Origin of the sequence: Amycolatopsis heterodermiae, from assembly GCF_034929455.1 — a bacterium.
GTDB lineage: Bacteria > Actinomycetota > Actinomycetes > Mycobacteriales > Pseudonocardiaceae > Amycolatopsis > Amycolatopsis heterodermiae.
Genome location: NZ_JAYFSI010000001.1, coordinates 2,068,280 through 2,094,101 on the forward strand (window position 1 = coordinate 2,068,280; position 25,822 = coordinate 2,094,101).

The 25,822-nt window shown below is 70.6% G+C and carries 24 protein-coding genes; 18 read left to right on the forward strand and 6 right to left on the reverse strand.

What is annotated here, in order from left to right:
- The first annotated feature begins 83 nt into the window (after positions 1-83).
- The 4 genes from VA596_RS10140 (at position 84) to VA596_RS10155 (ending at position 5,849) form a co-directional block, all read left to right on the forward strand.
- The gene (locus VA596_RS10140) at positions 84-3,302 is read left to right on the forward strand and encodes a penicillin acylase family protein (protein WP_323325367.1); all 3,219 of its coding nucleotides are present in this window, start codon (positions 84-86) and stop codon (positions 3,300-3,302) included.
- 88 nt (positions 3,303-3,390) lie between these two features.
- Positions 3,391-4,431 carry a trans-sulfuration enzyme family protein gene (locus tag VA596_RS10145; protein WP_323325369.1) on the forward strand — a complete coding sequence of 347 codons (1,041 nt, stop codon included), beginning with the start codon at positions 3,391-3,393 and terminating at the stop codon, positions 4,429-4,431.
- 60 nt (positions 4,432-4,491) lie between these two features.
- Positions 4,492-5,271 carry a hypothetical protein gene (locus VA596_RS10150; RefSeq protein WP_323325371.1) on the forward strand — a complete coding sequence of 260 codons (780 nt, stop codon included), beginning with the start codon at positions 4,492-4,494 and terminating at the stop codon, positions 5,269-5,271.
- Entirely contained in the window at positions 5,268-5,849 is a 582-nt protein-coding gene (locus VA596_RS10155; protein ID WP_323325373.1) for a class F sortase, read from the forward strand. Before VA596_RS10150 ends, VA596_RS10155 begins: the two co-directional genes overlap by 4 nt.
- On the opposite strand, the gene VA596_RS10160 is transcribed toward VA596_RS10155, so the two are convergent.
- The gene (locus tag VA596_RS10160) at positions 5,835-6,875 is read right to left on the reverse strand and encodes a patatin-like phospholipase family protein (RefSeq protein ID WP_323325375.1); all 1,041 of its coding nucleotides are present in this window, start codon (positions 6,873-6,875) and stop codon (positions 5,835-5,837) included. The two genes, VA596_RS10155 and VA596_RS10160, sit on opposite strands and share 15 nt — an antisense overlap.
- A 13-nt stretch (positions 6,876-6,888) precedes the next feature.
- On the reverse strand, positions 6,889-7,632 hold the full coding sequence (locus VA596_RS10165; protein WP_323325376.1) for a FadR/GntR family transcriptional regulator: 744 nt from the start codon (positions 7,630-7,632) through the stop codon (positions 6,889-6,891).
- A gap of 66 nt (positions 7,633-7,698) precedes the next feature.
- On the opposite strand from VA596_RS10165, the gene VA596_RS10170 reads away from it, so the two are divergent.
- The 10 genes from VA596_RS10170 to VA596_RS10215 all read left to right on the forward strand — a co-directional run bounded on the left by VA596_RS10170 (position 7,699) and on the right by VA596_RS10215 (position 17,458).
- Positions 7,699-9,189 carry an ABC transporter substrate-binding protein gene (locus tag VA596_RS10170; RefSeq protein WP_323325379.1) on the forward strand — a complete coding sequence of 497 codons (1,491 nt, stop codon included), beginning with the start codon at positions 7,699-7,701 and terminating at the stop codon, positions 9,187-9,189.
- On the forward strand, positions 9,186-10,130 hold the full coding sequence (locus tag VA596_RS10175) for an ABC transporter permease (protein WP_323325381.1): 945 nt from the start codon (positions 9,186-9,188) through the stop codon (positions 10,128-10,130). Before VA596_RS10170 ends, VA596_RS10175 begins: the two co-directional genes overlap by 4 nt.
- On the forward strand, positions 10,130-10,936 hold the full coding sequence (locus tag VA596_RS10180) for an ABC transporter permease (protein WP_323325383.1): 807 nt from the start codon (positions 10,130-10,132) through the stop codon (positions 10,934-10,936). Before VA596_RS10175 ends, VA596_RS10180 begins: the two co-directional genes overlap by 1 nt.
- Complete coding sequence (locus tag VA596_RS10185) at positions 10,933-11,664, forward strand: ABC transporter ATP-binding protein (RefSeq protein WP_323325384.1); 732 nt, start codon at positions 10,933-10,935, stop codon at positions 11,662-11,664. The genes VA596_RS10180 and VA596_RS10185 overlap by 4 nt, the downstream gene beginning before the upstream one ends.
- On the forward strand, positions 11,661-12,431 hold the full coding sequence (locus VA596_RS10190) for an ABC transporter ATP-binding protein (protein ID WP_323325386.1): 771 nt from the start codon (positions 11,661-11,663) through the stop codon (positions 12,429-12,431). Before VA596_RS10185 ends, VA596_RS10190 begins: the two co-directional genes overlap by 4 nt.
- Positions 12,424-13,836 carry an aldehyde dehydrogenase family protein gene (locus VA596_RS10195; RefSeq protein WP_323325389.1) on the forward strand — a complete coding sequence of 471 codons (1,413 nt, stop codon included), beginning with the start codon at positions 12,424-12,426 and terminating at the stop codon, positions 13,834-13,836. The genes VA596_RS10190 and VA596_RS10195 overlap by 8 nt, the downstream gene beginning before the upstream one ends.
- On the forward strand, positions 13,833-14,591 hold the full coding sequence (locus VA596_RS10200) for an SDR family NAD(P)-dependent oxidoreductase (RefSeq protein WP_323325390.1): 759 nt from the start codon (positions 13,833-13,835) through the stop codon (positions 14,589-14,591). The genes VA596_RS10195 and VA596_RS10200 overlap by 4 nt, the downstream gene beginning before the upstream one ends.
- 10 nt (positions 14,592-14,601) lie before the next feature.
- The gene (locus VA596_RS10205) at positions 14,602-15,987 is read left to right on the forward strand and encodes an amidase (RefSeq protein WP_323325392.1); all 1,386 of its coding nucleotides are present in this window, start codon (positions 14,602-14,604) and stop codon (positions 15,985-15,987) included.
- An 87-nt stretch (positions 15,988-16,074) separates the two neighbouring features.
- Positions 16,075-16,587 carry an RNA polymerase sigma factor gene (locus tag VA596_RS10210; protein ID WP_323325394.1) on the forward strand — a complete coding sequence of 171 codons (513 nt, stop codon included), beginning with the start codon at positions 16,075-16,077 and terminating at the stop codon, positions 16,585-16,587.
- Positions 16,580-17,458, forward strand: a complete 879-nt coding sequence (locus tag VA596_RS10215; protein ID WP_323325396.1) for a CU044_5270 family protein — start codon at positions 16,580-16,582, stop codon at positions 17,456-17,458. Before VA596_RS10210 ends, VA596_RS10215 begins: the two co-directional genes overlap by 8 nt.
- Positions 17,459-17,496: 38 nt before the next feature.
- Here VA596_RS10215 and VA596_RS10220 read toward each other — a convergent pair whose 3' ends face one another.
- Entirely contained in the window at positions 17,497-18,345 is an 849-nt protein-coding gene (locus tag VA596_RS10220; RefSeq protein WP_323325398.1) for an HpcH/HpaI aldolase/citrate lyase family protein, read from the reverse strand.
- Entirely contained in the window at positions 18,342-19,412 is a 1,071-nt protein-coding gene (locus VA596_RS10225) for an HpcH/HpaI aldolase/citrate lyase family protein (protein ID WP_323325400.1), read from the reverse strand. The genes VA596_RS10220 and VA596_RS10225 overlap by 4 nt, the downstream gene beginning before the upstream one ends.
- A gap of 431 nt (positions 19,413-19,843) precedes the next feature.
- On the opposite strand from VA596_RS10225, the gene VA596_RS10230 reads away from it, so the two are divergent.
- The 3 genes from VA596_RS10230 to VA596_RS10240 are packed head-to-tail and all read left to right on the forward strand — an operon-like array spanning position 19,844 to position 22,125.
- Entirely contained in the window at positions 19,844-20,497 is a 654-nt protein-coding gene (locus VA596_RS10230; RefSeq protein ID WP_323325402.1) for a hypothetical protein, read from the forward strand.
- Positions 20,498-20,530: 33 nt separating this feature from the next.
- Positions 20,531-21,181 carry an NAD(P)H-binding protein gene (locus tag VA596_RS10235; protein ID WP_323325404.1) on the forward strand — a complete coding sequence of 217 codons (651 nt, stop codon included), beginning with the start codon at positions 20,531-20,533 and terminating at the stop codon, positions 21,179-21,181.
- On the forward strand, positions 21,178-22,125 hold the full coding sequence (locus tag VA596_RS10240; protein ID WP_323325406.1) for a ribose-phosphate diphosphokinase: 948 nt from the start codon (positions 21,178-21,180) through the stop codon (positions 22,123-22,125). Before VA596_RS10235 ends, VA596_RS10240 begins: the two co-directional genes overlap by 4 nt.
- Here the strand turns inward: VA596_RS10240 and VA596_RS10245 are convergent.
- Entirely contained in the window at positions 22,122-23,420 is a 1,299-nt protein-coding gene (locus VA596_RS10245) for a D-arabinono-1,4-lactone oxidase (RefSeq protein WP_323325408.1), read from the reverse strand. The two genes, VA596_RS10240 and VA596_RS10245, sit on opposite strands and share 4 nt — an antisense overlap.
- Before the next feature lie 85 nt (positions 23,421-23,505).
- Between VA596_RS10245 and VA596_RS10250 the strand changes: the two genes are divergently transcribed.
- Positions 23,506-24,690, forward strand: coding sequence for an amino acid deaminase/aldolase (locus tag VA596_RS10250; protein ID WP_323325410.1), 1,185 nt, complete (start codon positions 23,506-23,508; stop codon positions 24,688-24,690).
- Between the two features lie 424 nt (positions 24,691-25,114).
- Here the strand turns inward: VA596_RS10250 and VA596_RS10255 are convergent, their stop codons facing one another.
- A complete protein-coding gene (locus VA596_RS10255) occupies positions 25,115-25,762 on the reverse strand; it encodes a TetR/AcrR family transcriptional regulator (protein ID WP_323325412.1) in 648 nt (215 codons plus the stop codon).
- Positions 25,763-25,822 lie beyond the last annotated feature (60 nt).

Sequence of the window (25,822 nt, forward strand, 5' to 3'; positions counted from 1 at the left end):
CTGAAAAACGCGAAAAGTCTTCACACTTGTCCTACCGGTGGGTAGCGTGCGCTACGTCACTCTCCTGGAACGAGGGAGCCTTGATGCGACGTGGCATCCGCACCTTGACCTTGACGGCACTGGCAGGCCTGGTCGCCGGGCTCACTCAGGTCGCTGTCACCGCTCCGGCCGCCGAGGCGGCCGCGGCGCCCAACGACTACTGCGGCGGGCAGTGCAGCGACATCCTGCCGCCCGGCGAAAACGGCAGCGCCACCCTCGCGGACATCCTGGCGCACAAGGTGCTCGGCACCCGCCCGGCGCACGCGGCCGACCAGCTCGGCAAGTACTCCTCGCTGGCCGGCGGCTACCAGACGCTGACCACCGGGGCGATCAACCAGTACTTCAACGACTCGTCGTTCGGCGTCGCCGCCGACCAGGTCGCCAGCACGATCCAGCCGCGCTCCGACGTGACGATCGTGCGTGACAAGTCCCTCGGCGTCCCGCACATCACCGGTACCACGCGCGCCGGCACCGAGTTCGGCGCCGGGTACGCGGCCGGGCAGGACCGGCTGTGGCTGATGGACGTCCTGCGTCACGCCGCCCGCGGCCAGGTGACGTCCTTCGCCGGCGGCGCCCAGGCCAACCGGGAGCTGGAGCAGAGCTTCTTCGCGAACGCGCCGTACACCGAAGCCGAGCTGCAGCAGCAGATCGACCACGTCGCCGCGAGCGGCCCGCGCGGTGCGCAGGGCCTCGCCGACGCGCAGGCGTACGTCGACGGCATCAACAAGTACATCACCGACTCCCACAGCGGCCGCTACTTCCCGGGCGAGTACGTGCTGACCGGGCACGTCGACGCGATCACCAACGCGGGCACCATCGACCCGTTCAAGCTGACCGACCTGGTCGCGCTCGCGTCGCTGGTCGGCGCCGAGTTCGGCGCCGGTGGCGGTGGCGAGGTGCAGAACGCCGTCGCGAAGCTGGCGCTGCAGGAGCAGTACGGCGCCGTGCAGGGTGAGAAGGTCTGGCAGAGCCTGCGGTCCGAGGACGACCCCGAGGCCGTCAAGACGCTGCACGACGGGCAGACGTTCCCGTACGGCAAGACCCCGGCCAACCCGGTCGGGCAGGCCCCGCCGGACAAGGGTTCGGTGAGCCCGCAGCAGCTGGTGTTCGACCGGACCGGCTCGGCGGCGACCGCGACTCCGTCCACTGTGGACGTCCCGGCCCCGGCCGCGCAGGAGCCCGCCCGCGGGATGTTCGACAACGGCGTGCTGCCCGGCGACATGCTGACCGACAAGCACGGCATGTCGAACGCGCTGGTCGTGTCCGGCTCGAAGACCGCCAGCGGCCACCCGGTCGCCGTCTTCGGCCCGCAGACCGGGTACTTCGCGCCGCAGCTGCTCCTGCTGCAGGAACTGCAGGGCCCGGGCATCAGCGCCCGCGGCGCGGCCTTCGCCGGGCTGAGCATGTACGTGCTGCTGGGCCGCGGCCAGGACTACTCGTGGAGCGCGACGACGTCGGCGCAGGACATCATCGACACCTACGCGCTGAACCTGTGCGACCCGAGCGGCAAGGCGCCGACGAAGGACTCGAACTACTACACCTACCAGGGCCAGTGCCTGCCGATGGACACCGTGGAGGTCAAGGACTCCTGGAGCCCGACGGTGGCCGACGGCACCGCGGCCGGCTCGTACACCCTGCGCGCCTACCGCACGAAGTACGGCCCGGTGACCAGCCGGGCGACGGTCGGCGGCAAACCCGTGGCGTACGCGCAGCTGCGGTCCTCGCTCTTCCACGAGGCCGATTCGCTGATCGGCTTCCAGGAGCTGAACGACCCGGGCTTCGTCAAGTCCGCGGCGGACTTCCAGAAGGCCGCGGCCGACATCAACTTCACCTTCAACTGGTTCTACGCCGACTCGAAGGACATCGCGTACTTCAACTCCGGTGCCAACCCGGCCCGTCAGTCCAATGTGGACCCGAACATGCCGGTGTGGGGTGACCAGGGGCACGACTGGATCGGCTGGAACCCGGCCGGCAACGTCGCGACCTACACCCCGGCGTCGCAGCACCCGCAGTCGGTCAACCAGGACTACTACGTCAGCTGGAACAACGCGCAGGCCAACGGCTACGCGGCGGCGGGCGCCGACAAGTCGGCCGTGCACCGCGTCGACCTGCTCGACACGCGGGTCAAGACGATGATCCTCACCGGCACCAAGGTCACCCGGGTCAACCTGACCCAGGCGATGGAGGACGCCGCGCTGGCCGACCTGCGCGCCGAGCGCGTCCTGCCGCTGCTGCTGCAGGTGCTCGACAAGACGCCGACCACCGGCGCGGCCGCCGACGCCGAGGCGAAGCTGAAGACGTGGATGGCCAACGGCCACCAGCGGACGGAAACTACGCCGGGTAGCAAGGCGTACGCCGACGCCGACGCGATCCGGATCTTCGACGCGTGGTGGCCGCTGCTGGTCCAGGCGGAGTTCAAGCCGGGCATGGGCGACAACGCCTACAACGCGATGACGGGCGTGCTGGGCATCAACGAAAGCCCGTCCGGCTTCCAGAACGGCAACGGCCAGCACACCGGCCAGCCGCACAAGGGCTCGTCGTTCCAGTTCGGCTGGTGGGGTTACGTCAGCAAGGACATCCGGCAGGTGCTCGGCCAGCCGGTGGCCGGCCCGCTCGGCAGCACGTTCTGCGGCGGCGGCAACGTCACCACGTGCCGCCAGGCGCTCGTCGACTCGCTGACCACCGCCGCCGGCCAGGCCGCGAACACCGTCTACCCCGGTGACGCGAACTGCTCCGCGGGCGACCAGTGGTGTGCCGACACGATCGTGCACAACCCGCTGGGCGGCATCACGCAGGACAAGATCAGCTGGCAGAACCGGCCGACGTTCCAGCAGGTCGTCGAGTACACCGCGCACCGCGGTGACAACATCGCCAACCTCGCGCCGGGGAAGACGGTCAGCGCCACCAGCGCCGAAACCGGCTTCTACCCGTCCCCGGCGTCGAACGCGATCGACGGCAACGCCTCGACCCGCTGGGCCAGCGACTGGAGCGACGACCAGGCGATCACCGTCGACCTCGGCTCGGTGCAGCCGGTATCGCGGGTGTCCCTCAGCTGGGAATCGGCCTACGGCAAGGGGTACAAGATCCAGACCTCGCCGGATGCCGTGACCTGGACGGACGCGGCGGTCGTCACCAACGGGGACGGCGGCCAGGACAACCTGTCCTTCACCCCGACGCAGGCCCGGTTCGTGAAGCTGCAGGGCGTCCAGCGCGGCACCAAGTACGGCTACTCGCTGTACGAGTTCGAGGTGTACGCGCACTGAAGCCAGGTCGGCCCGCCCCCGGACGCGGGGGCGGGCCGGCCGTCTTCGTCACAGTGACCGGGGCATGACCTGCGGTTACGGTGATCGCATGGACGACTGGACGCCCCGCACCAAGGCCATCGCCGCCGGCCGGCCGCACGGTCCCGGTGAGCCGCTGAACACCCCGCTCGTCGCCACCAGCACGTACCAGGCCGGTGGCGACTTCGTGTACGCGCGCAGCGACGGCACGCCGACCTGGCACGCGCTCGAGGAGACCATCGGAGCGCTCGAAGGTGGTTACGCGACGGCGTTCGCGTCCGGGGTCGCCACCCTGTCCGCCGTCCTGGACCTGCTGCCGGTCGGGTCGCGGGTGGTCGTCCCGACGTTCAGCTACGCCGTGACGCGCGGGGTGCTCACCCACGCGCAGAAGCTCGGCAAGCTCGCCGTCACCGAGCTCGAGCCGACCGACACCGCGGCCTGGGTCGCCGAAGCGGCGACGTCCGACCTGGTCTGGCTCGAGTCGCCGACCAACCCGACGCTCGACGTCATGGACATCGAGACGATCGCCGCCGCCGCGCGGGGCCGGGTCGTCGTCGACAACACCTTCGCGACGCCGTTGCAGCAGCGGCCGCTGGAACTCGGCGCCGACGTCGTCGTGCACAGCGCGACCAAGCTGATCGGCGGGCACAGCGACCTGCTGCTGGGCATCACGGTGGCGGCCGATCCGGCGGTGGCCGACGAACTGCGCGGCGCGCGGACCCGCGTCGGGTCGACGCCCGGCGCGCTCGAGGCGTGGCTCGCGCTGCGGGGGCTGCGGACGATGCCGGTGCGGCTCGCCGAGCAGTCCCGCACGGCCGCGCTGCTGGCCGGGCGCCTCGACGGGCACCCGGCGGTGACGCGGGTGCGCTACCCGGGCTTCGGGATGATGGTCGCGTTCGAACTGGCCGACGCCGAAGCCGCCGACAAGCTCTGTTCCGCGGTCCGGCTGATCCGCCCCGCGACGAGCCTCGGCGGCGTCGAAAGCCTGGTCGAGCGGCGGGCGTGGCTGCCGGGTGAGGAGCGCGTGCCGCCGGGGTTGGTGCGGTTCAGCGTCGGCCTCGAAGATCCGGAGGACCTCTGGCGCGATTTGTCCATCGCCCTCTCGGAGTAACACGGACGGCGCAATCCTCGATAGTCGCGGCATCGCAGGTCAACGCCGTTGGGAGCCATCGTGGGTAGAACGCTGAACCGAGTCGCGGGGATCGTTTCCGCGGGCGCGCTGATCACTTTCGCCGCTGCGCCGGCCGCGCTGGCCCAGGAAACGGACACCACCACGCCGGAGACGACGGAGACGACGGCCGTCACCTCCGAGACGACCACGACGACGGTCCCGCCCACGTCGGAGACCACCACGGCCCCGCCGGTCACGACCACCGGGACGACCTCGGCGCCGGGCACCACCGACGTCACGAAGACCACGAAGCCGGGGACCACGACCACGACGACGTCGGACGGGTCCGAGCCGCCGGCCGACGACTACCAGGACAACACCGGCCACGGCTTCGTCGGCGTCGGTGGCGAGGGCAGCCTGACCATCAACTGCGCGTCCGGCAAGCCCGGGGAAGTGGCGACCCAGTACCTGAGCGTCACCGGTGGCCCGGACCAGGACGGCGCCGACGGCCGGATCTGGCACTACTCCGTGCGCGTCGACCAGCTGCCGCCGGGCACGACCACCGGCAAGTTCAGCTGGACCTGCGGCGGTGTCGAGGGCGAGGGCACCGTCGACTTCGAGCAGGCGCCGCCGCCGGAGACCAGCACCACGAACCCGACGACGAGCACCACCACCAGCACCGGCGCGCCGACCACGACCAGCACGCCGTCGAGCACCGTGCCGCTCACGACGATCACGTCGACCACCACCAGCACCCCCGGCAACGCCGCACCGAAGGCCCAGGTCAAGGTCGCGCCCCAGGGCGGGATCGAGACGGGCTTCGGCGGCACGGCCTGGTGACCGTCCGCCGGGTGGCCGTCGCGGTCGCCCTCGCGCTGGCTCTGGCCGGTTGCAGCTCCGCGACGGAACCACCCAAGGCGGCCGCGCCGGTTCCGTCGTCGGTGCCGGTGACCGCGCCGTTCAAGGGCCTGCGCCCGACGTCGGTGAAGATCCCCAAGATCGGCGCCGACTCCAGCCTGATCTCCGTCGGCCTCAAGACCGACGGCTCGATTTCCGTGCCGTCGGTGCACAAGCCGATGCAGGCCGCCTGGTACCAGCTCTCGCCGGTGCCCGGGGACGTCGGCCCGGCGGTCGTGCTCGGGCACGTCGACGGCGACAAGCAGCCCGGCATCTTCTACAAGCTCAAGGACCTCGTGCCCGGTGACGAGGTGGACGTCGATCGCAGCGACGGCAAGAAGCTGAAGTTCGTCGTGGACCACGTCACGCAGGTGCCGAAGGAGACGTTCCCGCGTGAGGCGGTGTACGGCAACAGCGACAAGCCGGAACTGCGGCTGATCACGTGCGGTGGCGTGTTCGACCACGCCGCGCACAGCTACAAGGACAACATCGTCGTCTACGCGAACCTAGCCAACGCCTGATCCCTTGTAGGGGAACGACTTCGGCGCGACCGCGGACGGGTCGACCCACTTGCGCATGCCGGCGTCGCAGGCGGCGTAACCCCAGTTGATCAGCTGGTCCTGCAGCCGTTCCGGCATCCGCGCCAGGCGGGTGCTCGTCTCGGCCAGCGCGCGGGTCTGCTCGACGGGCGCGGTCAGCGCGTCCGGCAGCTCGAAGTGCTCGATGTCGCTGTAGGTCGCCCAGTACGTCCCGGCGTACGTCTTGTCCTCGTAGGACTTCAGGAGCGTGCCGGTGCGCAGCTCGCGGACCTGGTTGTCCATCACGTTCAGCACGCGCAGCAGCTGCATCGGCCAGTTGCGCTTCGGGTTGTCCTCGTGCTTCATCTTCTTGCCGGCGTCGCTGACCAGGACGACCGCCCGCTGGTTCTCGATCGGGTCCAGGCCGAGGTTGTCGTACACGCCCGCGTCGCTCAGCACGATCTTGCGGTCCGGCTGGTGCGGGTCGGGGATCACCACCGGGGAGAGCAGCGGCGGGAACGCGGACGACGCGGCGACCGCGGTGGCCAGCGGAACTTGGCCGTGCGGGCCGCCCTGGCGGAAGAACCACCACAGCGAGCCGTCCTGCAGGCTGGTCGCGGTGAACACGAAGTGCGGGCCGGCCGGGTCGAGCTGGTCGAGCCGGCAGTCGCCGAAGAGGTGCTTCGCGTAGACGCGCGCGAGCTCCTCACCCGCGCTGCGCCACGGGATGAACATCGCCTTGAGCGTGACCGGGATGTCGAGGGTCGTCCGGGCCAGCTTCCGGACCGGCTCCACGACGAACTTGCCGAAGTTGTCGGCGATGCCGTCGTCCCCGAAGGAGAGCTTGTGCCACGAGTGGGCCAGGACGCCGGCCGCGATCGACCCGCCGGACACGCTGGAGACGGTGGTCAGCTTCGGCAGCCAGCCCAGTTCGTTGAGCCGCCAGAGCGCACCCGTGTGGAACAGCATCGCGCGGTAGCCGCCGCCGGACAGGGCCAGGCCGACGCCGGAACGTTCCGTGGAATCCACCCGGCCGAGTGTATTACCGCAGCAGGGGCGTCAGCAGTGCGTGGTGCTCGGCGGGGACGTATTCGGCGTAGTTGTCGTACAACGCCTGTTTGGCCAGGTGTGCCGCCCCGGCGCCGTCCGATGCGCGGACCGCGTCGAGGACTTCGGCGTGGTGCGCGAGCCAGGTGCGCATCAGCGACGTCCGGTTGCTGGCGTGTTCCAGTTTGTCTTCGATGAGTTCGAGGACCACCCCGCGGACGACCTCTTCGCTGACCACCAGCAACGGGTTCCGCGAGATCCGCGCGATGACCTCGTGGAACGCGACGTCCGCGCGGCTGAACTCGGCGTACCCGTGCGAGACGCCTTCCCGCATCGCCTCGAGCGCCTCGGCCAGTCCGGTCAGGTCGTCTTCGGTGCGCAGCTCCGCGGCCAGCAGGTGAGCCGAGCCGTCGAGGATCATCCGGAACTGCAGCAACTCCGCGAGCCCGACGTGGTCGGCGCGCGCGAGCCGGTGCATCGAGCGGTGCAACGCCACCGGGGACGCGGCCAGCACTTCGGGGCCCCGCGGGTCGCCGGGCCGCGACCGGATCATTTCGGCGGCCTGCAACACCCGCAGGGCTTCGCGGATCGTCGACCGACCGACGCCGAACTGGATCATCAGCTCGCGCTCGCTGGGCAGGCGTTCCCCCGGCTTGAGCGCACCGCTCACCACGGCCTGCTCGATCTGCTCGACGACCCGCTCGTACGCGCGGACCGGAGCCACCGGTTCGAACCGCATCCCTTGACCTCGACGTCCGTCGCGTGCAGGCTACTGGTCAGACCAGTGTACCGACCTGGAGGCCAGATGAAAGCCCGGATTCCCGTGCTGGCGGCGGCGCTGCTGCTCGTGGTGTCCGGCTGCTCGGCCGGCTCGTCGGCGAGCGTTTCCGCAGGTCCGGACACGCTTTCCGTCGGATTCACGGCGGAGCCGGCCAACTTCGACTTCACCAAGACCGACGGAGCCGCGATCCCGCAGGCGTTGCTCTACAACGTCTACGAAGGCCTGGTGAAGCTCGATCCGCAGGGTCGCGTGGTCCCGTTGCTCGCGAAGTCCTGGACGATCAGCCCGGACCGCAAGACCTACGACTTCCAGCTGCAGCGAGGGGTCAAGTTCGGCAACGGCGCGCCGTTCACCGCGGACGACGTCAAGTTCTCGCTGCTGCGCGTGAAGACCGACTGGACGATCTCGATCAAGTCCACCATGGACGTCGTCGACCACGTCGACGTCGTGGCGCCGGACCACGCGCGGGTCGTGCTGTCGAAGCCGTCGAACGGCTGGCTGTTCAGCCTCACCAGCCGGCTCGGCGCGATGTTCAGCCCCACCGGCGTGGCCGACCTGGCGAACAAGCCGATCGGCACCGGGCCGTACGTCGTCGCGGCCCGCAAGCGCGGCGACTCCGTGGTGCTCAAGGCGAATCCCGCGTACTGGGGCCGGAAACCGGCCTACACCACAGTTGTGCTGAAGTACATCAAGGACCCGACCGCGCTGAACAACGCCCTGTACAGCAACGGCATCGACGTCATCTCCGCGATCACCGCGCCGGACTCGATCCCGCAGTTCCAGGCCGACGACCGGTTCCAGGTCGTGCAGGGCACGTCGAACAGCGAGGTCACGCTGGCGTTCAACAACAAACGCGCACCGCTGACCGACCCGCGGGTGCGCCAGGCGCTGACGTACGCGATCGACCGCAAGGCACTGCTCGACACGGCGTGGGCCGGGCGCGGCACGCTGATCGGCAGCATGGTCCCGCCGACCGACCCCTGGTACGAGGACCTGGCGAACGTCTACCCGTTCGATCCGGCGAAGGCGAAGGCCCTGCTGAGCGAGGCCGGCGCGACGAACCTGAACCTGCGGATGCGGATCCCGAACCTGCCGTACGCCGTCTCGGCGGCGCAGGTCGTCCAGTCGCAGCTGGCCGACGTCGGCGTCCGGACGACGATCGAGCCCTTGGATTTTCCGGCGGTCTGGCTGAAGCAGGTGTTCACCGACCACGACTACGACCTGTCGATCATCCAGCACGTCGAGGCGCGCGACATCACGACGTTCGGCAAGCCGACCTATTACTGGGGTTACGACAACAAGCGCGTCCAGCAGCTGCTCGCCGAGGCCGACAGCGGGACACCGGAGCAGCAGGTCGCGGACATGAAGCAGGTGGCGCGGCAGCTGAACACCGACGCTGCCGCGGACTGGCTCTTCCTGTTCCCCAACGTGATCGTGGCGAAGGCCAAGGTCGGCGGGTTCGCGGCGAACCAGGTCAGCGAGTCGTTCGACCTGACCGGACTGGCGCCGCGATGACCGCCAAGGTGCTGCGCCGGGTGGCGATCTTCGTGGTCAGCGTGCTGGTCGCGTCGATCGTGGTGTTCCTGTTCATGGCCGTGCTGCCGGGTGATCCGGCGCAGGTCGCGCTCGGCGTCAACGCGACGCCGGAGCTGCTCGCCAAGACCCGCGCCGAGTTCGGCATCGACCGGCCGCTGGTCACGCAGTACTTCGACTGGATCGGTGGCGTGCTCCACGGCGACTTCGGCCGTTCGTACGTCACGCGCGACACCATCGGCCCGCAGCTGCTCGACCGCCTCGGCGTCACGCTCTGGCTGGTCGGCGCCGGGATGCTGGTGGCGCTGGTGATCGCCATCCCCGCGGGCACGTTCGCTGCGGTCAAGCACCGGAAGGCGTCCGGTGCGGGCGTTTCCGGGCTGTCGCAGATCGGCGTCGCGATCCCCGCGTTCCTCGCCGGGATCATCCTGGTGCAGATCTTCGCGGTGCAGCTGCGCTGGTTGCCCTCGGGCGGCTGGACCCCGCCGGACCAGGACTTCGGTGAGTTCTTCCGCGGGCTCGTCCTGCCGGCGTTGTCCCTCGGTCTGGTGCAGGGCGCGGTGCTCACGCGGTACGTCCGCTCGGCGGTGCTCGACATGCTCGGCCAGGACTACCTGCGCACCGCGCGTTCGAAAGGCCTTCGCCCCGGCCAAGCTTTGGTGCGTCACGGGCTGCGCAACGCGTCCGTCCCGGTCGTCACCGTGCTCGGGCTGCAGCTCGCGACGCTGCTGATCGGCGCGGTGGTCGTCGAGCGCGTGTTCGTGCTGCCGGGGCTGGGCTCGATGCTGCTGGACGCGGTCGCGTCGCGTGACCTGCTGACCGTGCAGGGGATCGTGCTCGTGCTGGTGGTCGGCGTACTGCTGGTCAACTTCGTCGTCGACGTCCTCTACACCGTGCTCGACCCGCGATTGCGAGGTTCGTGATGCGCAATCTCGTGATCGGCGGGGTGCTCGTCGGCTTGGTCGTGCTGGCCGCCGTGTTGTCCTTCTTCTGGACGCCGTTCGACCCGGTGAAGGTCGATGCCGCGCACCGGCTTCTCGGTTCCGGAGGCGCTCACTGGTTCGGTACCGACAAGTTCGGGCGTGACCTGCTGAGCCAGATCATGGTCGGTGCGCGAACCACGCTGTACGTCGGCGTGGTGGCGGTCGGCATCGCCGCGGTGATCGGGACGCCGCTGGGCATCCTCGCCGGCATGTCGCCGCGGTGGCTCGGCGAGTTCGTCATGCGCGTCAACGATCTCGTGCTCGCGTTTCCCGCGCTGCTGCTGGCGATCATGTTCGGCGCGGTGTTCGGGGCGGACACGCTGACCGCGATGGTCGCGATCGGCATCGCGACGATCCCGTCGTTCGCGCGGATCGCCCGGTCCGGGACGCTGCAGGTGATGAGCACCGAGTTCGTGCTCGCCGCCCGCGCCGGCGGCCGGTCGCGGCTGACCATCGCCGTGCGGCACGTGCTGCCGAACATCTCCGGGCTGCTGATCGTGCAGGCGTCGGTGTCGTTCGCGATCGCCGTGCTCGCCGAGGCGGCGTTGTCGTTCCTCGGGTTCGGCACCCGGCCGCCGACGCCGTCGTGGGGCCGGATGCTGCAGGAATCCCAAGAACTGCTCACGGTCCAGCCGCGGCTGGCGCTGGTGCCGGGCATCGCGATCGCCGTCGCCGTGCTCGGGTTCAACCTCCTCGGGGACGGCCTGCGCGACCGCCTCGACCCCCGATTGGCGGCCCGCGTATGACTCTCTCGGTGCGGGGTCTCAGCGTCAACGAGCTGGTCCGGGACGTCTCCTTCGAGATCGGCGCGGGTGAGCGCGTCGGCCTGATCGGCGAGTCCGGCTCCGGGAAGTCGTTGACGGCGCTGGCGATCATGGGCCTGCTGCCCGAGGAACTCCGTGCGTCCGGCTCGGTGCGGCTCGGCGACCGCGAGCTGTTGAGAATGTCCGAAAAGGACCTTTCCCGGCTGCGCGGGGACGAGCTGGCGATGGTGTTCCAGGAGCCGATGACGGCGTTGAACCCGGCGATGCGCGTCGGCCGTCAGGTCACCGAGCCGGGCCGGATCCACGGCCGTCGCCACCGCGCCGAAGAGCTGCTGTCGTCGGTGGGGTTGCCCGACACGGCCCGCGCGTACCCGCACCAGCTGTCCGGCGGCCAGCGGCAGCGGGTCGTTCTCGCGATGGCGCTGGCCAACGAGCCGTCGCTGCTGATCTGCGACGAGCCGACGACCGCCCTCGACGTCACCGTCCAGGCTCAGATCCTGTCGCTCATCAAGACGTCACTTTCACGTGAAAGTGCCCTTCTGTTCATCACCCACGACCTCGCGGTGGTGGCGTCGGTGTGTGAGCGCGTGCTGGTGATGCTCGACGGCGAGATCGTCGAAGCGGGCTCGACGCGCAAAGTGCTGACGTCGCCGAAGCACGAGTACACGCGCAAGCTGCTGGACGCGTCGGACCTGGAGGCGCGCCGATGATCATCGAAGTCCGCGACCTGGAACGCCGGTACGCCCGCCGGAACGTGCACGCGCTGCGGGGTGTCAGCTTCGACGTCGAAGCCGGGCAGCGGTTCGGCATCGTCGGCGAGTCCGGTTCGGGCAAGTCCACCCTGGTCCGGCTGCTGGCGGCGCTCGACAAGCCGACCGCCGGCACGGTGTCGTTCCAGGGCAAGCGGATCGACAACCTGCCGGAACGTCGCCTGGGCTTCCTGCGCTCGGAACTGCAGATCGTCTTCCAGGACCCGATGGGCTCGCTCGACCCGCGGATGCGGGTGCGGGACATCGTTTCCGAACCGCTCGGCCACCGCGATCCGGACCGGGTCGCGGAGCTGCTCACCGCGGTCGGCTTGCCCGCGGACGCCGCGGGCCGGTACCCGCACCAGTTCTCCGGCGGGCAACGACAACGCATCTCGATCGCGCGTGCGCTCGCGCCGAACCCCAGCGTGCTCATCGCGGACGAGCCCGTCAGCGCGCTGGACGTCTCCGTCCGCGGCCAGATCCTCGACTTGCTCGCCTCGCTCGTTGAACAGTTCTCCCTGACGCTGATCTTCGTGTCGCACGACCTCGGTGTCGTCCGGCACGTCTGCGACCGCGTCGCGGTGATGCGCCGCGGCGAGATCGTCGAACTCGGCGACGTCGAGCAGGTCTACGACGCGCCGCAGCACGAGTACACCCGGGAACTCCTGGCCGCCGCGCCGAACCTGCGCGCGGAACTGGCCCGGCTGAGCGGAGGTGACGATGCCTGACTACCCGGACGGCCTGCCGGTCGGCGCGGGCTGGACGTCCACTGTGGACACAGCGGAAATCGTTTTCCCCTACGACGGCAGCGTGGTCGGCACCGCGCCCGTCGGGACGCCCGAGCTGGCTACGAGGGCGGTCGACGAGGCTGTCGCCGTCGCGCGCGAGGTGGCTTCGCTGCCTTCGCGTACTCGGCGTTCCTTGTTGAACGACGTGGCTGCCGCACTGGCCGCCCGGCGCGAGGAGTTCGAGAACCTGCTCGTGCTCGAGACGGGCAAGCCGCTGGTCGACTGCCGCGTCGAGGTCGCGCGCACCATCGTCACCTGGGAAGCCGCCGCCGAAGAGGTGTCACGGCTGCACGGCGAGACCGTCCCGCTGGACCTGCTGCCCTCGGGTGACGGGCTGGTCGGGTTCTGGAAGCGCAAGCCGATCGGCGTGGTCGTCGGCATCGCGGGCTTCAACTACCCGCTGCTGCTGGCGTCGCACAAGATCGCCCCCGCGATCGCCGCGGGCTGCCCGGTGATCGTCAAACCCGCACCGCAGACGCCGTTGGCGACGCTGTGGCTGGTGCACCTGGTCCGGTCGGTGGCCCCCATCGCCGCCATGGTCCAGCTGGTCACCGGCGACGCGTCCGTCGGCGCGGCGCTGACGACCGACCGCCGGATCGGCGCCGTCTCGTTCACCGGCTCGGCCGCGGTCGGCCACCGCATCGCCCGCGACGCCGCGCCCACGAAGACCCTGCTGGAGCTGGGTTCGAACGCGGCGTTGGTCGTCGCGGAGGACGCCGACCTGGACGCGGCCGCGGACGCCGTGCTGCGTGGCGGGTTCTACGCGTCCGGCCAGGCCTGCATCTCGGTGCAGCGGGTCTTGGTCGTCGCGTCGGTCGCCGCGGAGTTCACCGAACGCCTGCTGGCGCGGCTCGACGAGGTCGTCGTCGGCGATCCCCGCGACGAGAAGACGCGCGTCTCCGCGCTGATCGACCCCGCTTCCACCGAACGCGTCCAGGCGTGGATCGAGAAGGCCGGTGCCCGCCAGGTCGGCGGCGGTGTCGAGGGCACCGTGCTACGCCCGACCGTTCTGCTCGACGTCCCGGACGGCGTCGAGGCCTGGGACGAGGAGATCTTCGGCCCGGTCGTCTGCCTGCGCACGGTGTCCGATGTGGACGAAGCCTTCGCCGCGGTGAACGCGTCCCGCTACGGCCTCCACGCCAGCGTCTACAGCCGCTCCCTGCGCACGGCGTTCCGCGCGCTCGACGAGCTGGACGTCGGCGGCGTGGTCGTCAACGAGGTGCCCGGGTTCCGCTCGGACACCATGCCGTACGGCGGGGTGAAGGACTCCGGCATCGGCCGCGAGGGGCCGCGCTTCGCCGTCGAAGAGCTGACCGTGACGAGGATGGCGGTGCTGCGACCGTGAACTACGAGAACCTGTTCCGCTTGGACGGACGCCGTGCCGTGGTGCTCGGCGGCGGCAGCGGCATCGGCCGTGAAGCCGCCCGAGCCCTGGCCGCGCACGGCGCTTCGGTTGTCGTCGCGGACCGGGACGTCGAGGCGGCCCGGGAAACCGGCGTCGGCGAGGCGTACGAGATCGACCTCCTCGAACCCGGCGCCGTCGACCACGCGGCGTCCGACCTCGGGCCGCTGGACGTCGTCGTGCTGACCGCCGCGACGAACGTCCGCAAGCGCTTGCTCGACTACACCCGCGACGAGTTCGACCGCGTCATCGCGCTCAACCTCGGCGTGACGTTCGAGGTCGTCCGCGCGTTCGGCGCCGACATGGTCGCGCGCGGGCGGGGGAGCATCATCGGCTTCTCGTCGATCCGCGGCACGACCGTCGAGCCTGGTCAGGGCCCGTACGCGGCCACGAAAGCCGGTCTTGTCCAGCTGTTCCGGACGGCCGCCGCGGAGTTCGGCCCGGCCGGCGTCCGGGTCAACGCGATCGCGCCCGGCGTCGTCGAAACCCCGCTGACCGCGCAGATCAAGGCGAACCCGGAGTGGTACGACGCGTACGCGCAGAAGGGCGCGCTGGGTCGCTGGGCGCGTCCCGACGAGCTCGCCGGCGCCGTCGTCTACCTCGCTTCGGACGCCTCGACGTTCGTCACCGGCTCCGTGTTGGCGGTGGACGGTGGCTGGACCGCCGTCGACGGCCGCTTCGTACCGCCCGCTTCGTGAAGGAGGGCTCATGACCGAGCTGCCCGACTTGACCGCCGTCGAACTCGTCGCGCAGTACCGCGCGAAGACGCTCTCGCCGGTCGAGGTGACCGAAGCCGTCCTGGCGCGCATCGAGGCTCGGGAACCCGAGCTGCACGCGCTGTACGCGTACGACCCGTCGGCCGCGCGTGACGACGCGAAGAGTGCCGAAGCACGTTGGCACGCGGGTGAACCGCTGGGCCCGATCGACGGCGTCCCGCTGACGCTCAAGGAGAACATCGCGACCCGCGGCACCCCGGTCCCGCTGGGCACGGCCGCGACCGCGCTGGTCCCGGCGGCCGAAGACGCTCCGGCGGCCGCGCGGATCCGCGAGTCCGGCGGTGTCCTGCTGGCCAAGACGACCATGCCGGACTACGGGATGCTGACCTCCGGCCTGTCGAGTTTCCACACCACCGCGCGCAACCCGTGGCAGCCGTCGGCGTCGCCGGGCGGATCGAGCGCGGGCGCGGGTGCGGCGGGCGCCGCGGGGTACGGCCCGCTGCACGTCGGCACCGACATCGGCGGCTCGATCCGGCTGCCGGCCGGCTGGTGCGGCCTGGTCGGGTTGAAGCCGAGCTTCGGCCGGGTGCCGGTCGACCCGCCGTTCCTCGGCCGCGTCGCCGGCCCGATGACCCGCACGGTCGCCGACACGGCGTTGCTGATGAGCGTGCTGTCCGCGCCCGATCCGCGTGACCACCTGAGCCTGCCGCCCGCCGACCTGCCGTGGTCTTCGCTCGACGGCTCGCTCGAAGGGCTGCGCGTCGGCCTGCAGCTCGACTCCGGTCCCGGTCTCCCGGTCGACCCGGCCACCCGCGACGCCGTCACCGCGGCGGCCCGCGCGTTCGAGGCCGCGGGCGCGGTCGTCGAGCCGGTCGGGCCGTTCCTCACCCGCGAGATGCTCAGCGGACTCGACACGTTCTGGCGCACCCGCGCCTGGTCCGACATGACGTCGTTGCCGCTCGACCGGCGCGCGAAGGTGCTGCCCTACATCGCGGAGTGGGCGGCGGGCGGCGCGAACCTGTCCGGTGTGGACGTCTACCGCGGCTTCGCGCAGATCGACACGATCAGCGTCGCGGCCCTGCGCGCGACTTCGTCGTTCGACGTGGTGCTCTCGCCGACCTGCCCGGTCGCGGCGCCGCCCGCGGAGTGGGCATCCCCGACGAACGACCCGGCTCGGCCGTTCGAGCACATCGGGTTCACCGTGCCCTACAACATGTCCGGCCAGCCCGCGGTGTCCGTGAACTGCGGTTACACCGACGACGGCCGCCCGATCGGCCTCCAGATCAGCGGCCGCCGCTTCGACGACGTCGGCGTGCTGCGCGCGGCCGCGGCGTACGAGGGCCTTCGGCCGCCGCAGCGCCCCTGGCCGGTCGGGTAAAGAAGAGGGAAGAAGATCCGGGCCCGCGGCGAAGTGGTGGTGAAGCTGTCGCCGACGGGAAAGGATCCCCATGACAGAGGCAGCCCCATGACGGCGGCCCCGGTGCTCGGCACCGAACTGTTCACCGAGGTGCACGACCGGCACTTCACGGCCATCTACCGGTACGTCGCCGGCCGGCTCGGCGCCCAGGTGGCGGAGGACGTCGCCGCCGAGACGTTCCTCGTCGCCTTCGACCGCCGGAAGACGTTCGACGCCACCCGCGGCGATCTGCGGGCCTGGCTGTTCGGCATCGCGACGAACCTCGTGTCCCGGCACCGCCGCAAGGAGGCCCGGCACTACCGCGCGCTCGCGCGGCTCGAGACGCCCCGGCCCGCCGAGGGCCACGAAAACCGTGTCCTCGACGCCGGCCGGCTGGGAAAAGCGTTGTCACGCCTGACCGCGGGGGAGCGTGACGTCCTGCTGCTGGTCGCTCTCGCCGACCTCGGCTACGCGGAAGTCGCCGAGGCCCTCGGCATCTCCCCGGGCACGGTCGGCTCCCGGCTCAGCCGCGCCCGCAAGAAGCTCACCCCCGTACTCGCCCAGGAGGCGCGTGATGAATGACCTGCAGACACTGCGCGCGGCGCTGACCCCCGACGAGCCCGCCCAGGACGTCGTCGACCGCAGCCGGCACCGGCTCCAGAACCACATGCTGGCCGCCCGCCGTCGCCGGCACGTCCGCCCGCTAGCGATCGGCGCCGGACTGGTCGCCGTCGCGGCCGCGGCCGCCGTCGTGGTGGCGACGCTGCCCGGAACCCCGGCCCCCGCGCCGGCCCCGCAGGCCGCGGCCCCCGTCGCCGTCACCGGCCAGGAGATCCTGCTCGCCGCGGCCACGGTGGCCGCGAAGGCGCCGGCGAGCACCGGCACCTACTGGCACGTCAAGATCAACGCGTCCGAGACCTACGAATACTGGACCAAGGCGGACGCGCACGTGTGGTTCCGTGCCGCGAAGACCGGCGGCCGGGTCATGCCGCTGGGGGAGCTGCCCTTCAGGCTGGGTGGCGCGGAAGTGACCATGGACCGGATCCAGAAACTCCCCGCCGAGCCGGGGGCACTGCGGGACTGGATCACGAACCTGGTGGCGCACAGCGACATCCGGACGAGTGCCGGCCCGCTGACCGCGGACCAGCGGCAGCAGGCGGTGCTGGAAGGACTGGTCTCGCTCGTGTCCACGCTGCCCGCGCCCCCGGCGGTCCGCGCGGCGTCGTTCCGGGCGATCGCCGCGTACCCCGGGGTACGCGCGGTCGGCGCGGTGCCGGGCGGGCAAGGCCTGCAGCTGCCACTGGCGGGAGAGGGACTGCTCGTCGTCGACCCGGCGACCGGCCGGGTGAACAAGACCTCGACGTTCGTGACCGCGGAAGGCGCGAGGTACAGCGCGGCCGAGGGCACCACCATCGGGATCAGTGCCGAATGGACGGACTCACTGCCGAGCTGAACCGACCGGTGGCCGGGCCTGCGCCCGGCCACCGGAGGTCAGGCCTTGACCGCCTCGGCCAGCGCGAGCACCCGCCGCGCGTTGTCGACGTGCAGGTTCTCGATCATCCGGCCGTCCACCGTCACCACGCCGCTGCCGGCCTTCTCGAAGGCCTCGATGATCCGGCGCGACCGGTCGATCTCCTCTTCGGACGGTGCGAAGACCCGGTTGCACGGCTCCACCTGGGACGGGTGGATGAGCGTCTTCCCGTCGAAGCCGTACTGGCGGCCCTGGACGCACTCCTCTTCGAACCCGGACAGGTCCTTCACGTCGTTGTAGACGCCGTCGAGGATCACCTTGCCGGTCGCGCGCGCGGCCAGCAGGCACAGCGAAAGCCCGCCCAGCAGCGGGCCGCGGCCCGGGACGAACTCCGCGTGCAGCTCCTTGGCGAGGTCGTTCGTGCCCATCACCAGCACGGTCAGCCGTTCGGACGCCGCCGCGATCTCCTCGGCGTGCAGCATCGCGACGGGCGTCTCGACCATCGCCCAGATCTTCGTGTGGTCCGGGGCGCCGCCCAGCTCCAGCGCGCGCTCGATGTTGTGCACTTCGGACGCCGAGTTCACCTTCGGCACGACCACCGCGGCCGGCCCGGCGGACGCGGCCGCGCGCAGGTCGGCGTCGTGCCACTCGGTGTCGAGGCCGTTGACGCGGATCGTCACCTCGCGGTCGCCGTAGTCGCCCGACGAAGCAGCGGCGCAGACGCGTTCGCGCGCGGCTTCCTTCGCGTCCGGCGCGACGGCGTCCTCGAGGTCGAGGATCAGCGCGTCCGCCGGGATGGTCTTGGCCTTCTCCAGCGCGCGCTCGTTGGCGCCGGGCATGTAGAGGACAGAGCGTCTAGGCGTGGTCATCCGAGGATCTCCTTGGTGGCGGCGTCGTAGGCGGCCGCGAGTTGGGGGTCGTCCGCCGCGAGGGCGTCGGCCAGTTCGGCGACCACGCGGCACTGCTTCACCGACGCGTCGTCCTGCATCTTCCCGTCGATCATCACGGCGCCGGTGCCGTCGCCCATCTCCGCGATGACGCGACGCGCCCAGGCCACATCGGACGGTGCGGGCGAGAACACCTTCTTCGCGATGTCGATCTGCACGGGGTGCAGGCTCCACGCGCCGACGCAGCCGAGCAGGAACGCGTTCCGGAACTGGTCCTCGCACGCGACGACGTCGCGGATGTCCCCGAACGGCCCGTAGTACGGCAGGATCCCGTGCATCGCGCACGCGTCGACCATCCGCGCGACCGTGTAGTGCCAGAGGTCCTGCTGGTACGTCGTCCGGCCTTCGTTCAGGTCCTCCCCGGTCGGGTCGGTGCGCACCAGGTATCCGGGGTGGCCGCCGCCGACGCGGGTCGTCTTCATCCGGCGGCTCGCGGCCAGGTCGGCCGGGCCGAGCGAGATGCCCTGCATCCGCGGGCTGGCGCCGGCGATCTCCTCCACATTGGCCACGCCGCTCGCCGTCTCGAGGATCGCGTGCACCAGCAACGGCTTCGTCAGCCCGGCACGCGCTTCGAGCTGGGCCAGCAGCCGGTCGACGTAGTGGATGTCCTGCGCGCCCTCGACCTTCGGCACCATGATCACGTCGAGCTTGTCGCCGATCTCGGTGACGAGCGTCACCAGGTCGTCGAGCACCCACGGCGAGTCCAGGCTGTTGACGCGGGTCCACAGCTGCGTCTTCCCGAAGTCGTTCGCCTTGGCGATGGCGACGAGTCCGTCGCGCGCGGCCTCCTTGCGGTCGGCGCGCACGGCGTCTTCGAGGTTTCCGAGCAGGACATCGACCTTTTTCGCGATGTCCGGCGCCTTCGCGGCCATCTTCTCGTTGCTCGGGTCGAAGAAGTGGATCATCCGGGACGGCGTCACCGGGATCTCCCGCACGGGGGCGGGCGCGCCCAGGGCGAGCGGGGCGAAGAAGTCCTTCGGGGAGCGCATCGGTCCTCCACGGCGACGACTAAGTGACTGGTCGGTAACTTTAGTCGCGGGCGCCGGTGTCCGCTGCGGCGTAGCTCACCGCCGTGTGGGTGACAGTGGACAACCGCAGCTCAGCGCCCTGCGTCCACTGTGGATTCTCCCCGGGTTGCGCCGAACGGGCTAGTCGGGCGAAGGTGGTCCCGACGTCCGGATTCGCGCCCTGGGTAGTCGTTCGCGGGCGGACGGTAGTGCCACTCACCTCGCGATCACTCGGTTGGCCGCACCGTTCGACCGAAGTCCCATGACCGCCTACCGACCGGTCATCGACCGCTGGGCGCCGCCGATCGCAGCCACTCGCACTACCCGGCGACGCCGCGCCGCCGCGCTGTTAGACAAGTGAGGTGCCGGTTTCACCGGTCACGACGCGGTGCAGTTCAGAAGGAGGCGGACACGTGGCGGCTACACCTCAGAACACCGATCGCTCGACGGTCGCCGGTGGCGCGAAGCGCAGCCGGTCGATGCCGAGCCGGGTGGTGCCGCCGATCGAGCTCCCCGCGAGCGTCGACGAACTCGCCCGCGCCGCCGCGGCCCAGCTGGGCTGGAACGGCGTCGTCCTTCCCGAGATCACGATCCTGGGCCGCAAGGTCTGCGTGGTCGCCAAGCTTCGCACCGACGTGCACGCCGAACGCATCGCGATGGGTGCCGGCCCGGTGGCCGATCGGGCCACTGTCGACACCTGGACCTGGCCGGAGCTGGCCGGAACCGCCCCCGCCCCGGCCGCCGAGATCATCGGCGTCCTGGCCGTCGCGCGCCACTGGCGCACCGCGATGGCCTCCGCGGTTCCGTTCGCCCGCTACGGCGAGGCCGCGATGGTGCTGCCGTCGCCGGCCGTGCTGACCGAGGACTACGTCGGCAACTGCCTGCCGCGAGCCCGCGCGTACGGCCTCGGGATCGTCACCGCCGACCCGAACTCGGTCGTCGACCTCGACCTCGAGGGCCGCACCGAGCGCGTCGTGCTGGCGGAGGACCCGGTTTCCCGTCTGGTGAACGAGATCGTCTACGACCACCTGCTCCGCACTGCCGAGGCCCCCGCCGAACTCGACTGACGGTCTTGATCGATCCCTACTAGGGTCGGTGGCATGCGAGTCGTCATTGCTGGTGGACACGGTCAGATCGCGTTGCGGCTCGAGCGGCTGCTTGCCGCACGAGGTGACGAAGGGGTCGGGATCATCCGGAATCCCGCCCACACGGCGGACCTCGAGTCCGCCGGTGCCCAGGCCGTCGTGCTCGACCTGGAGAACTCCGATGTGGACACCGTCGCCGAGGTGCTGAAGGGCGCCGACGCCGCGGTGTTCGCTGCGGGTGCCGGCCCGGGCAGCGGGTCCGCGCGCAAGGACACTGTGGACCGCGGCGCCGCGGCCCTCTTCGCCGACGCGGCCCTGCAGGCCGGTGTGCGGCGTCACATCCAGGTCGGCTCCATGGGCGCCGACAACCCGGAGAACCCCGACGCCACCGAGGACTTCCGCGTCTACCTGCGCGCCAAGCGCGCGGCCGAGGACGACCTCAAGGCCCGCGACCTCGACTGGACGATCCTCCGGCCGGGCGCGCTGACCGACGACCCCGGCACCGGCCTGGTCCTGCTGGCCGACAAGACCGGCCGCGGTCCGGTGCCGCGTGACGACGTCGCCGCGATGCTCGTCGCGCTGCTCGACACGCCGTCGACCGCGCGTCGCACCCTGGAACTGATTTCGGGCGAGACCGCGATCGACGAGGCGATTTCAGCACTGTGAACGAAGAATCCAGAGAAATCGCCGTCTTCAGCGGCAGCGCGCACCCCGAGCTGGCCGAAGAGATCTGCGAGCAGCTCGGCGTGCCGCTGCGGCCCGTCGAGATCGAGCGCTTCGCGAACGACTGCCTCGGCGTCCAGCTGCAGGCGAACTGCCGCGAGCGGGACGTCTTCATCATCCAGCCGCTCGTGCGCCCGGTGCAGGAGCACCTCGTCGAGCTGCTGCTGATGCTCGACGCCGCGCGCGGAGCCTCGGCGTCCCGGATTACCGCCGTGATGCCGCACTACTCGTACGCGCGCTCGGACAAGAAGGACGCGCCGCGCATCTCCATCGGCGGCCGCCTCGTCGCCGACCTGCTGGTGGCGGCCGGCGCGAACCGCGTCCTCGCGATGACGCTGCACTCACCGCAGGTGCACGGGTTCTTCAGCGTCCCCGTCGACCACCTGCACGCGCTGCAGGAGCTGGCCAAGCACTTCCGGCAGTACGACCTTTCGCGCACCACCGTCGTCTCGCCCGACCTGGGCAACGCGAAGGAGGCGTCGCACTTCGCGCGGCTCCTCGGCGTCCAGGTCGCGGCCGGCGCGAAGGAACGTTTCCCGGACGACCGCGTCCAGATCACCTCGGTGATCGGCGAGATCACCGGCCGCGACGTGATCGTCCTCGACGACGAGATCGCCAAGGGCAGCACGGTCCTCGAACTGCTCGACAGGCTGGCCGAGCTGCGGCCGCGCTCGATCCGCGTCGCCTGCACGCACGGCTTGTTCGCGGCGAAGGCCATCGAGCGCATCGGCGACCGGCCGGAGGTGCTGGAGATCGTCTGCACCAACACCGTCCCGGTGCCGGAAGAGGAACGCACCGAAAAGCTGAAGATCCTCTCGATCGCCCCGGCGATGGCCGAGGCGATCCGCCGGATCCACAACGGCGAATCGGTGTCCGCCCTCTTCTAGCCGACGGGGCCGAGAACGCGGTCCAGGTAGGTGTTCGTGAAGACGCCGCTCGGGTCGGTTTCCTTGCGCACGCGCAGGAAGTCGTCGAAGTGCGGGTAGCGCGAGCGGAGGACGCCGGCGTCGAGGTCGTGCATCTTGCCCCAGTGCGGGCGGCCGCCGACCGCGCCGGCGATCTTCTCGAACGCGCCGAAGTACTCGCGGTAGGGCATGCCGGTGAACTGGTGGATCGCGATGTAGGCCGAGTCGCGGCCCTGCGCGGTCGAGAGCCAGATGTCGTCGGCGGCCGCGACGCGGACCTCGACCGGGAACATCACCGGGTCCCGCAGCTTCGGCACCAGCGCGCGCAGCTCGGCGAGGACTTCGTGCACTGATTCACGTGGAACAGCGTATTCCGTTTCGGTGAACCGGACGTTGCGCGCGGTGACGAAAACGCGGTGCGAGAGGTCGCTGTACTCGCGCGCTGAGAGCATGTTCGACGCGAAGCTGTTGAGCGACGGCACGAGCCGCGGCATCAGCCGGCCCGTCCGGCAGAGCCCGCCGAACGCGACGTTCTCCATGATCTCGTAGTCGACGAACTGGCGGACCCGGCTCAGCGGCTCTGCCGTCTCGCAGCGGTTGTTGCGCTTGACCAGCGCGTTCTTGCCGTAGGGGAACCAGTAGAACTCGAAGTGCTCGTTGTCCGCGGCGAAGTCGTCAAACCCCTCGAGGACCTGCTCCAGCGGCTCCGGGCGTTCCTGCGCGCGCAGCACGAACGACGGCTCGCACTTCAGCGTCACGGTGGTGATCACGCCGAGCGCGCCGAGTCCGACGCGGGCGGCGGAGAAGAGGTCCGGGCGCTCGCCGGCCGAGCAGGTGACGACCGAGCCGTCACCCAGGACGAGCTCGAGCGCCACGATCTGGGTGGCGATGCCGCCGAGGTGGGCGCCGGTGCCGTGCGTGCCGGTCGAAATCGCGCCCGCGATGGTCTGCGCGTCGATGTCGCCGAGGTTGGTCATGGCGAGCCCGAGCGTGTCGAGCGCGGCGTTGAGCTGCTTGATCGTGGTGCCCGCGCGGACGGTGACGTGCCCGGTTTCGAGGTCGGCCCGCTCGATGCCGGTCCAGCCGCGCAGGTCGAGCGCGTCGGAGTCGGCGACGGCGATCGCGGTGAAGGAGTGGCCGCTGCCCCAGGGGCGCACGGTCCGGCCGGCCGCGGCGATGCTCGCGACGGTCGCCGCGATCTCAGCCGCGCTCCGCGGCTGGTGAACGTGCTGCGGCGAGGCGGACGCCGTGCCCGCCCAGTTGGTCCACCGGGTCATGCGCGCCCCCTCCATCGGTCGATTGTCCGAGACAGTATGTGAACAGTATTCGCGTTTCAAGCTTTGTTGTCGTACTTTAGACCTCGTGACCAGTGCGACGGTGTACGACTTGGCGACCAAGGACCTCGATCCACCCTTGGCCGTCGTCGACTTGGCTGCTTTCGACGCGAACGCCGACGACCTCCACCGGCGCGCGGCCGGCAAGCCGATCCGGGTGGTGAGCAAGTCGGTCCGCTGCCGGGCGCTGCTCGAGCGCGTCCTCGCGATGCCGGGCTTCGAAGGCCTGATGTGCTACTCGCTGGCCGAAGCCATCTGGCACGTCGAGCAGGGCACGACCGACGACGTCGTCGTCGCGTACCCGACCGCGGACCACGACGCCCTCCGCCGCCTGGCCGCGTCCGACCAAGCCCGCGCGTCGATCACGATCATGGTCGACTCGCCGGAGCACCTGGACCTCGTGGACGCCGCCCTGGGCCACGGCCACCCGGAAATCCGCGTCTGCCTGGAGCTGGACGCTTCGTGGCGCCCGGTGCCCGGCATCCACGTCGGCACCCGGCGGTCCCCGATCTTCACGCCGAAGCAGGCCGCGACGTTCGCCCGCCAGGTCGTGGCCCGCCCGGGCTTCAACCTGGTCGGCGTCATGGCCTACGAAGGCCAGATCGCCGGCCTCGGCGACGCCGCGGGCCGCCGCGTCAACCGGCTGGTGGTCGGCTGGATGCAACGCCGTTCGGCCGCCGAACTGGCCCGCCGCCGCGGCGCCGCGGTCCGCGAGGTCCGCGAGGTGACGAACCTGGAGTTCGTCAACGGCGGCGGCACGGGCAGCATCGAGTCGACGGGCGCGGACGCGGTGGTCACGGAGATCGCGGCCGGCTCGGGCCTGATCGGCCCGACCCTCTTCGACGCGTACACCCGCTTCAAGCCCCGCCCGGCGGCGCTGTTCGCGCTACCGGTGGTCCGCCGCCCCACCCGCAAGATCGCCACGCTGTACTCGGGCGGCTACATCGCCTCCGGCCCGACGGGCCCGTCCCGCCAGCCGACGCCCTACCTGCCAACGGGCCTGAAGTTCCTCGGCTTCGAAGGAGCGGGCGAGGTCCAGTCCCCGGTGACGGGGAGGGCGGCCCGAACCCTGCAACTGGGCGACCGCGTCTGGCTCCGCCACGCCAAGGCGGGCGAGCTGGCCGAGCGCTTCACGCACTACCACCTGGTCCTGGGCGACCGAGTGGAGCGCACGGTCCCGACGTACCGAGGCGAGCACCAGAACTTCGGCTGACCAAGGCACCCGGGTACCACGTCCGTGCGGCAGAACATGGATTCCGCCGCACGGACCCGCTTCGTCCCCGTCCCCGGACGGGCGAACCCGGCTCACCAACCGCCCGCCGCGGGAACCCATCGGGCAAGCATTCCGAATCAACCGCAGCCCACAGCTCCGGGTCCACCGGCCGACCGCCGGGTTCGCCGCACTCGCGAGCAGAGACCAACGAGCATCGATCGCCGATCAAGCCCCCGCAGGCCCCGGAACCAACCGCAGAAACCTGCTTCCACCAGGCCCCCGCCCGGAAAGCAGCCCCCGCCTCTCCCAGGGGGGCGTCCCCAGGTCCAGTCTATCGGCGCCCCAGGACAAACCCGGCTGAGAACAGGCCAAACCCCAGGGTTGTCCACAACTGTGGAAGCCTGTGGACAACTTCTGTGGACAGCTAGGACTTCTCCCCGAACCGCGCCGCCAAGTACCCCTTCACCACGTACTTCGCCTCCGCCACGAACTTCTCGTCGCCGCTCGGCTCCTTGCGGAACGCCAGCTTCAGGAGCGCGTCCGCGACCTCGTTGGCGATCGTGATCGCGAAGCGGAGGTCCTCCACCGGGCGGTCGACCTGGGAGGCCAGGAGGTCCGTCAGGGAATCGACGATCACCGCGTTGTTGTCGCGGGTCTCGTCGAGCAGCTGGCGGTCGATGATGTCGCCGAAGTGGACCTTCGAGAAGCCCGGTACCGAGCGGTGCATCTCCAGGTAGATGTCGAGGATCGAGTCCACGACGTCCCACCAGTGCTCGGGGCCCAGCTGCTTGAGGCGCTCGTTGACCGCGCCGACGAACCGTTCGAGGTTGCGGGCGGTAAGCGCTTGCACGACGGCGCGTTTGTCCGGGAAGAACTGGTACAGCGAACCGACGGCGACCCCTGCTCGTTTGGCGATCAGGGTGGTCGTCAGCGCGTCGTAGCCGAGCTCGTCGATCAGCGCCGCGCTCGCGTCGAGCATCTGCTCGACCCGTTTCGCGCTGCGTTGCTGGACCGGCTGCCGGCGTAGGGGGGTCGCTTCTGCCGGCACCTTCGCGGCCTGGATGTCGGACACGGCACTCCTCCTCGTCTGATCTGGGACTTTATCGCGCCGACGGGCTTCCCCACGGACGAG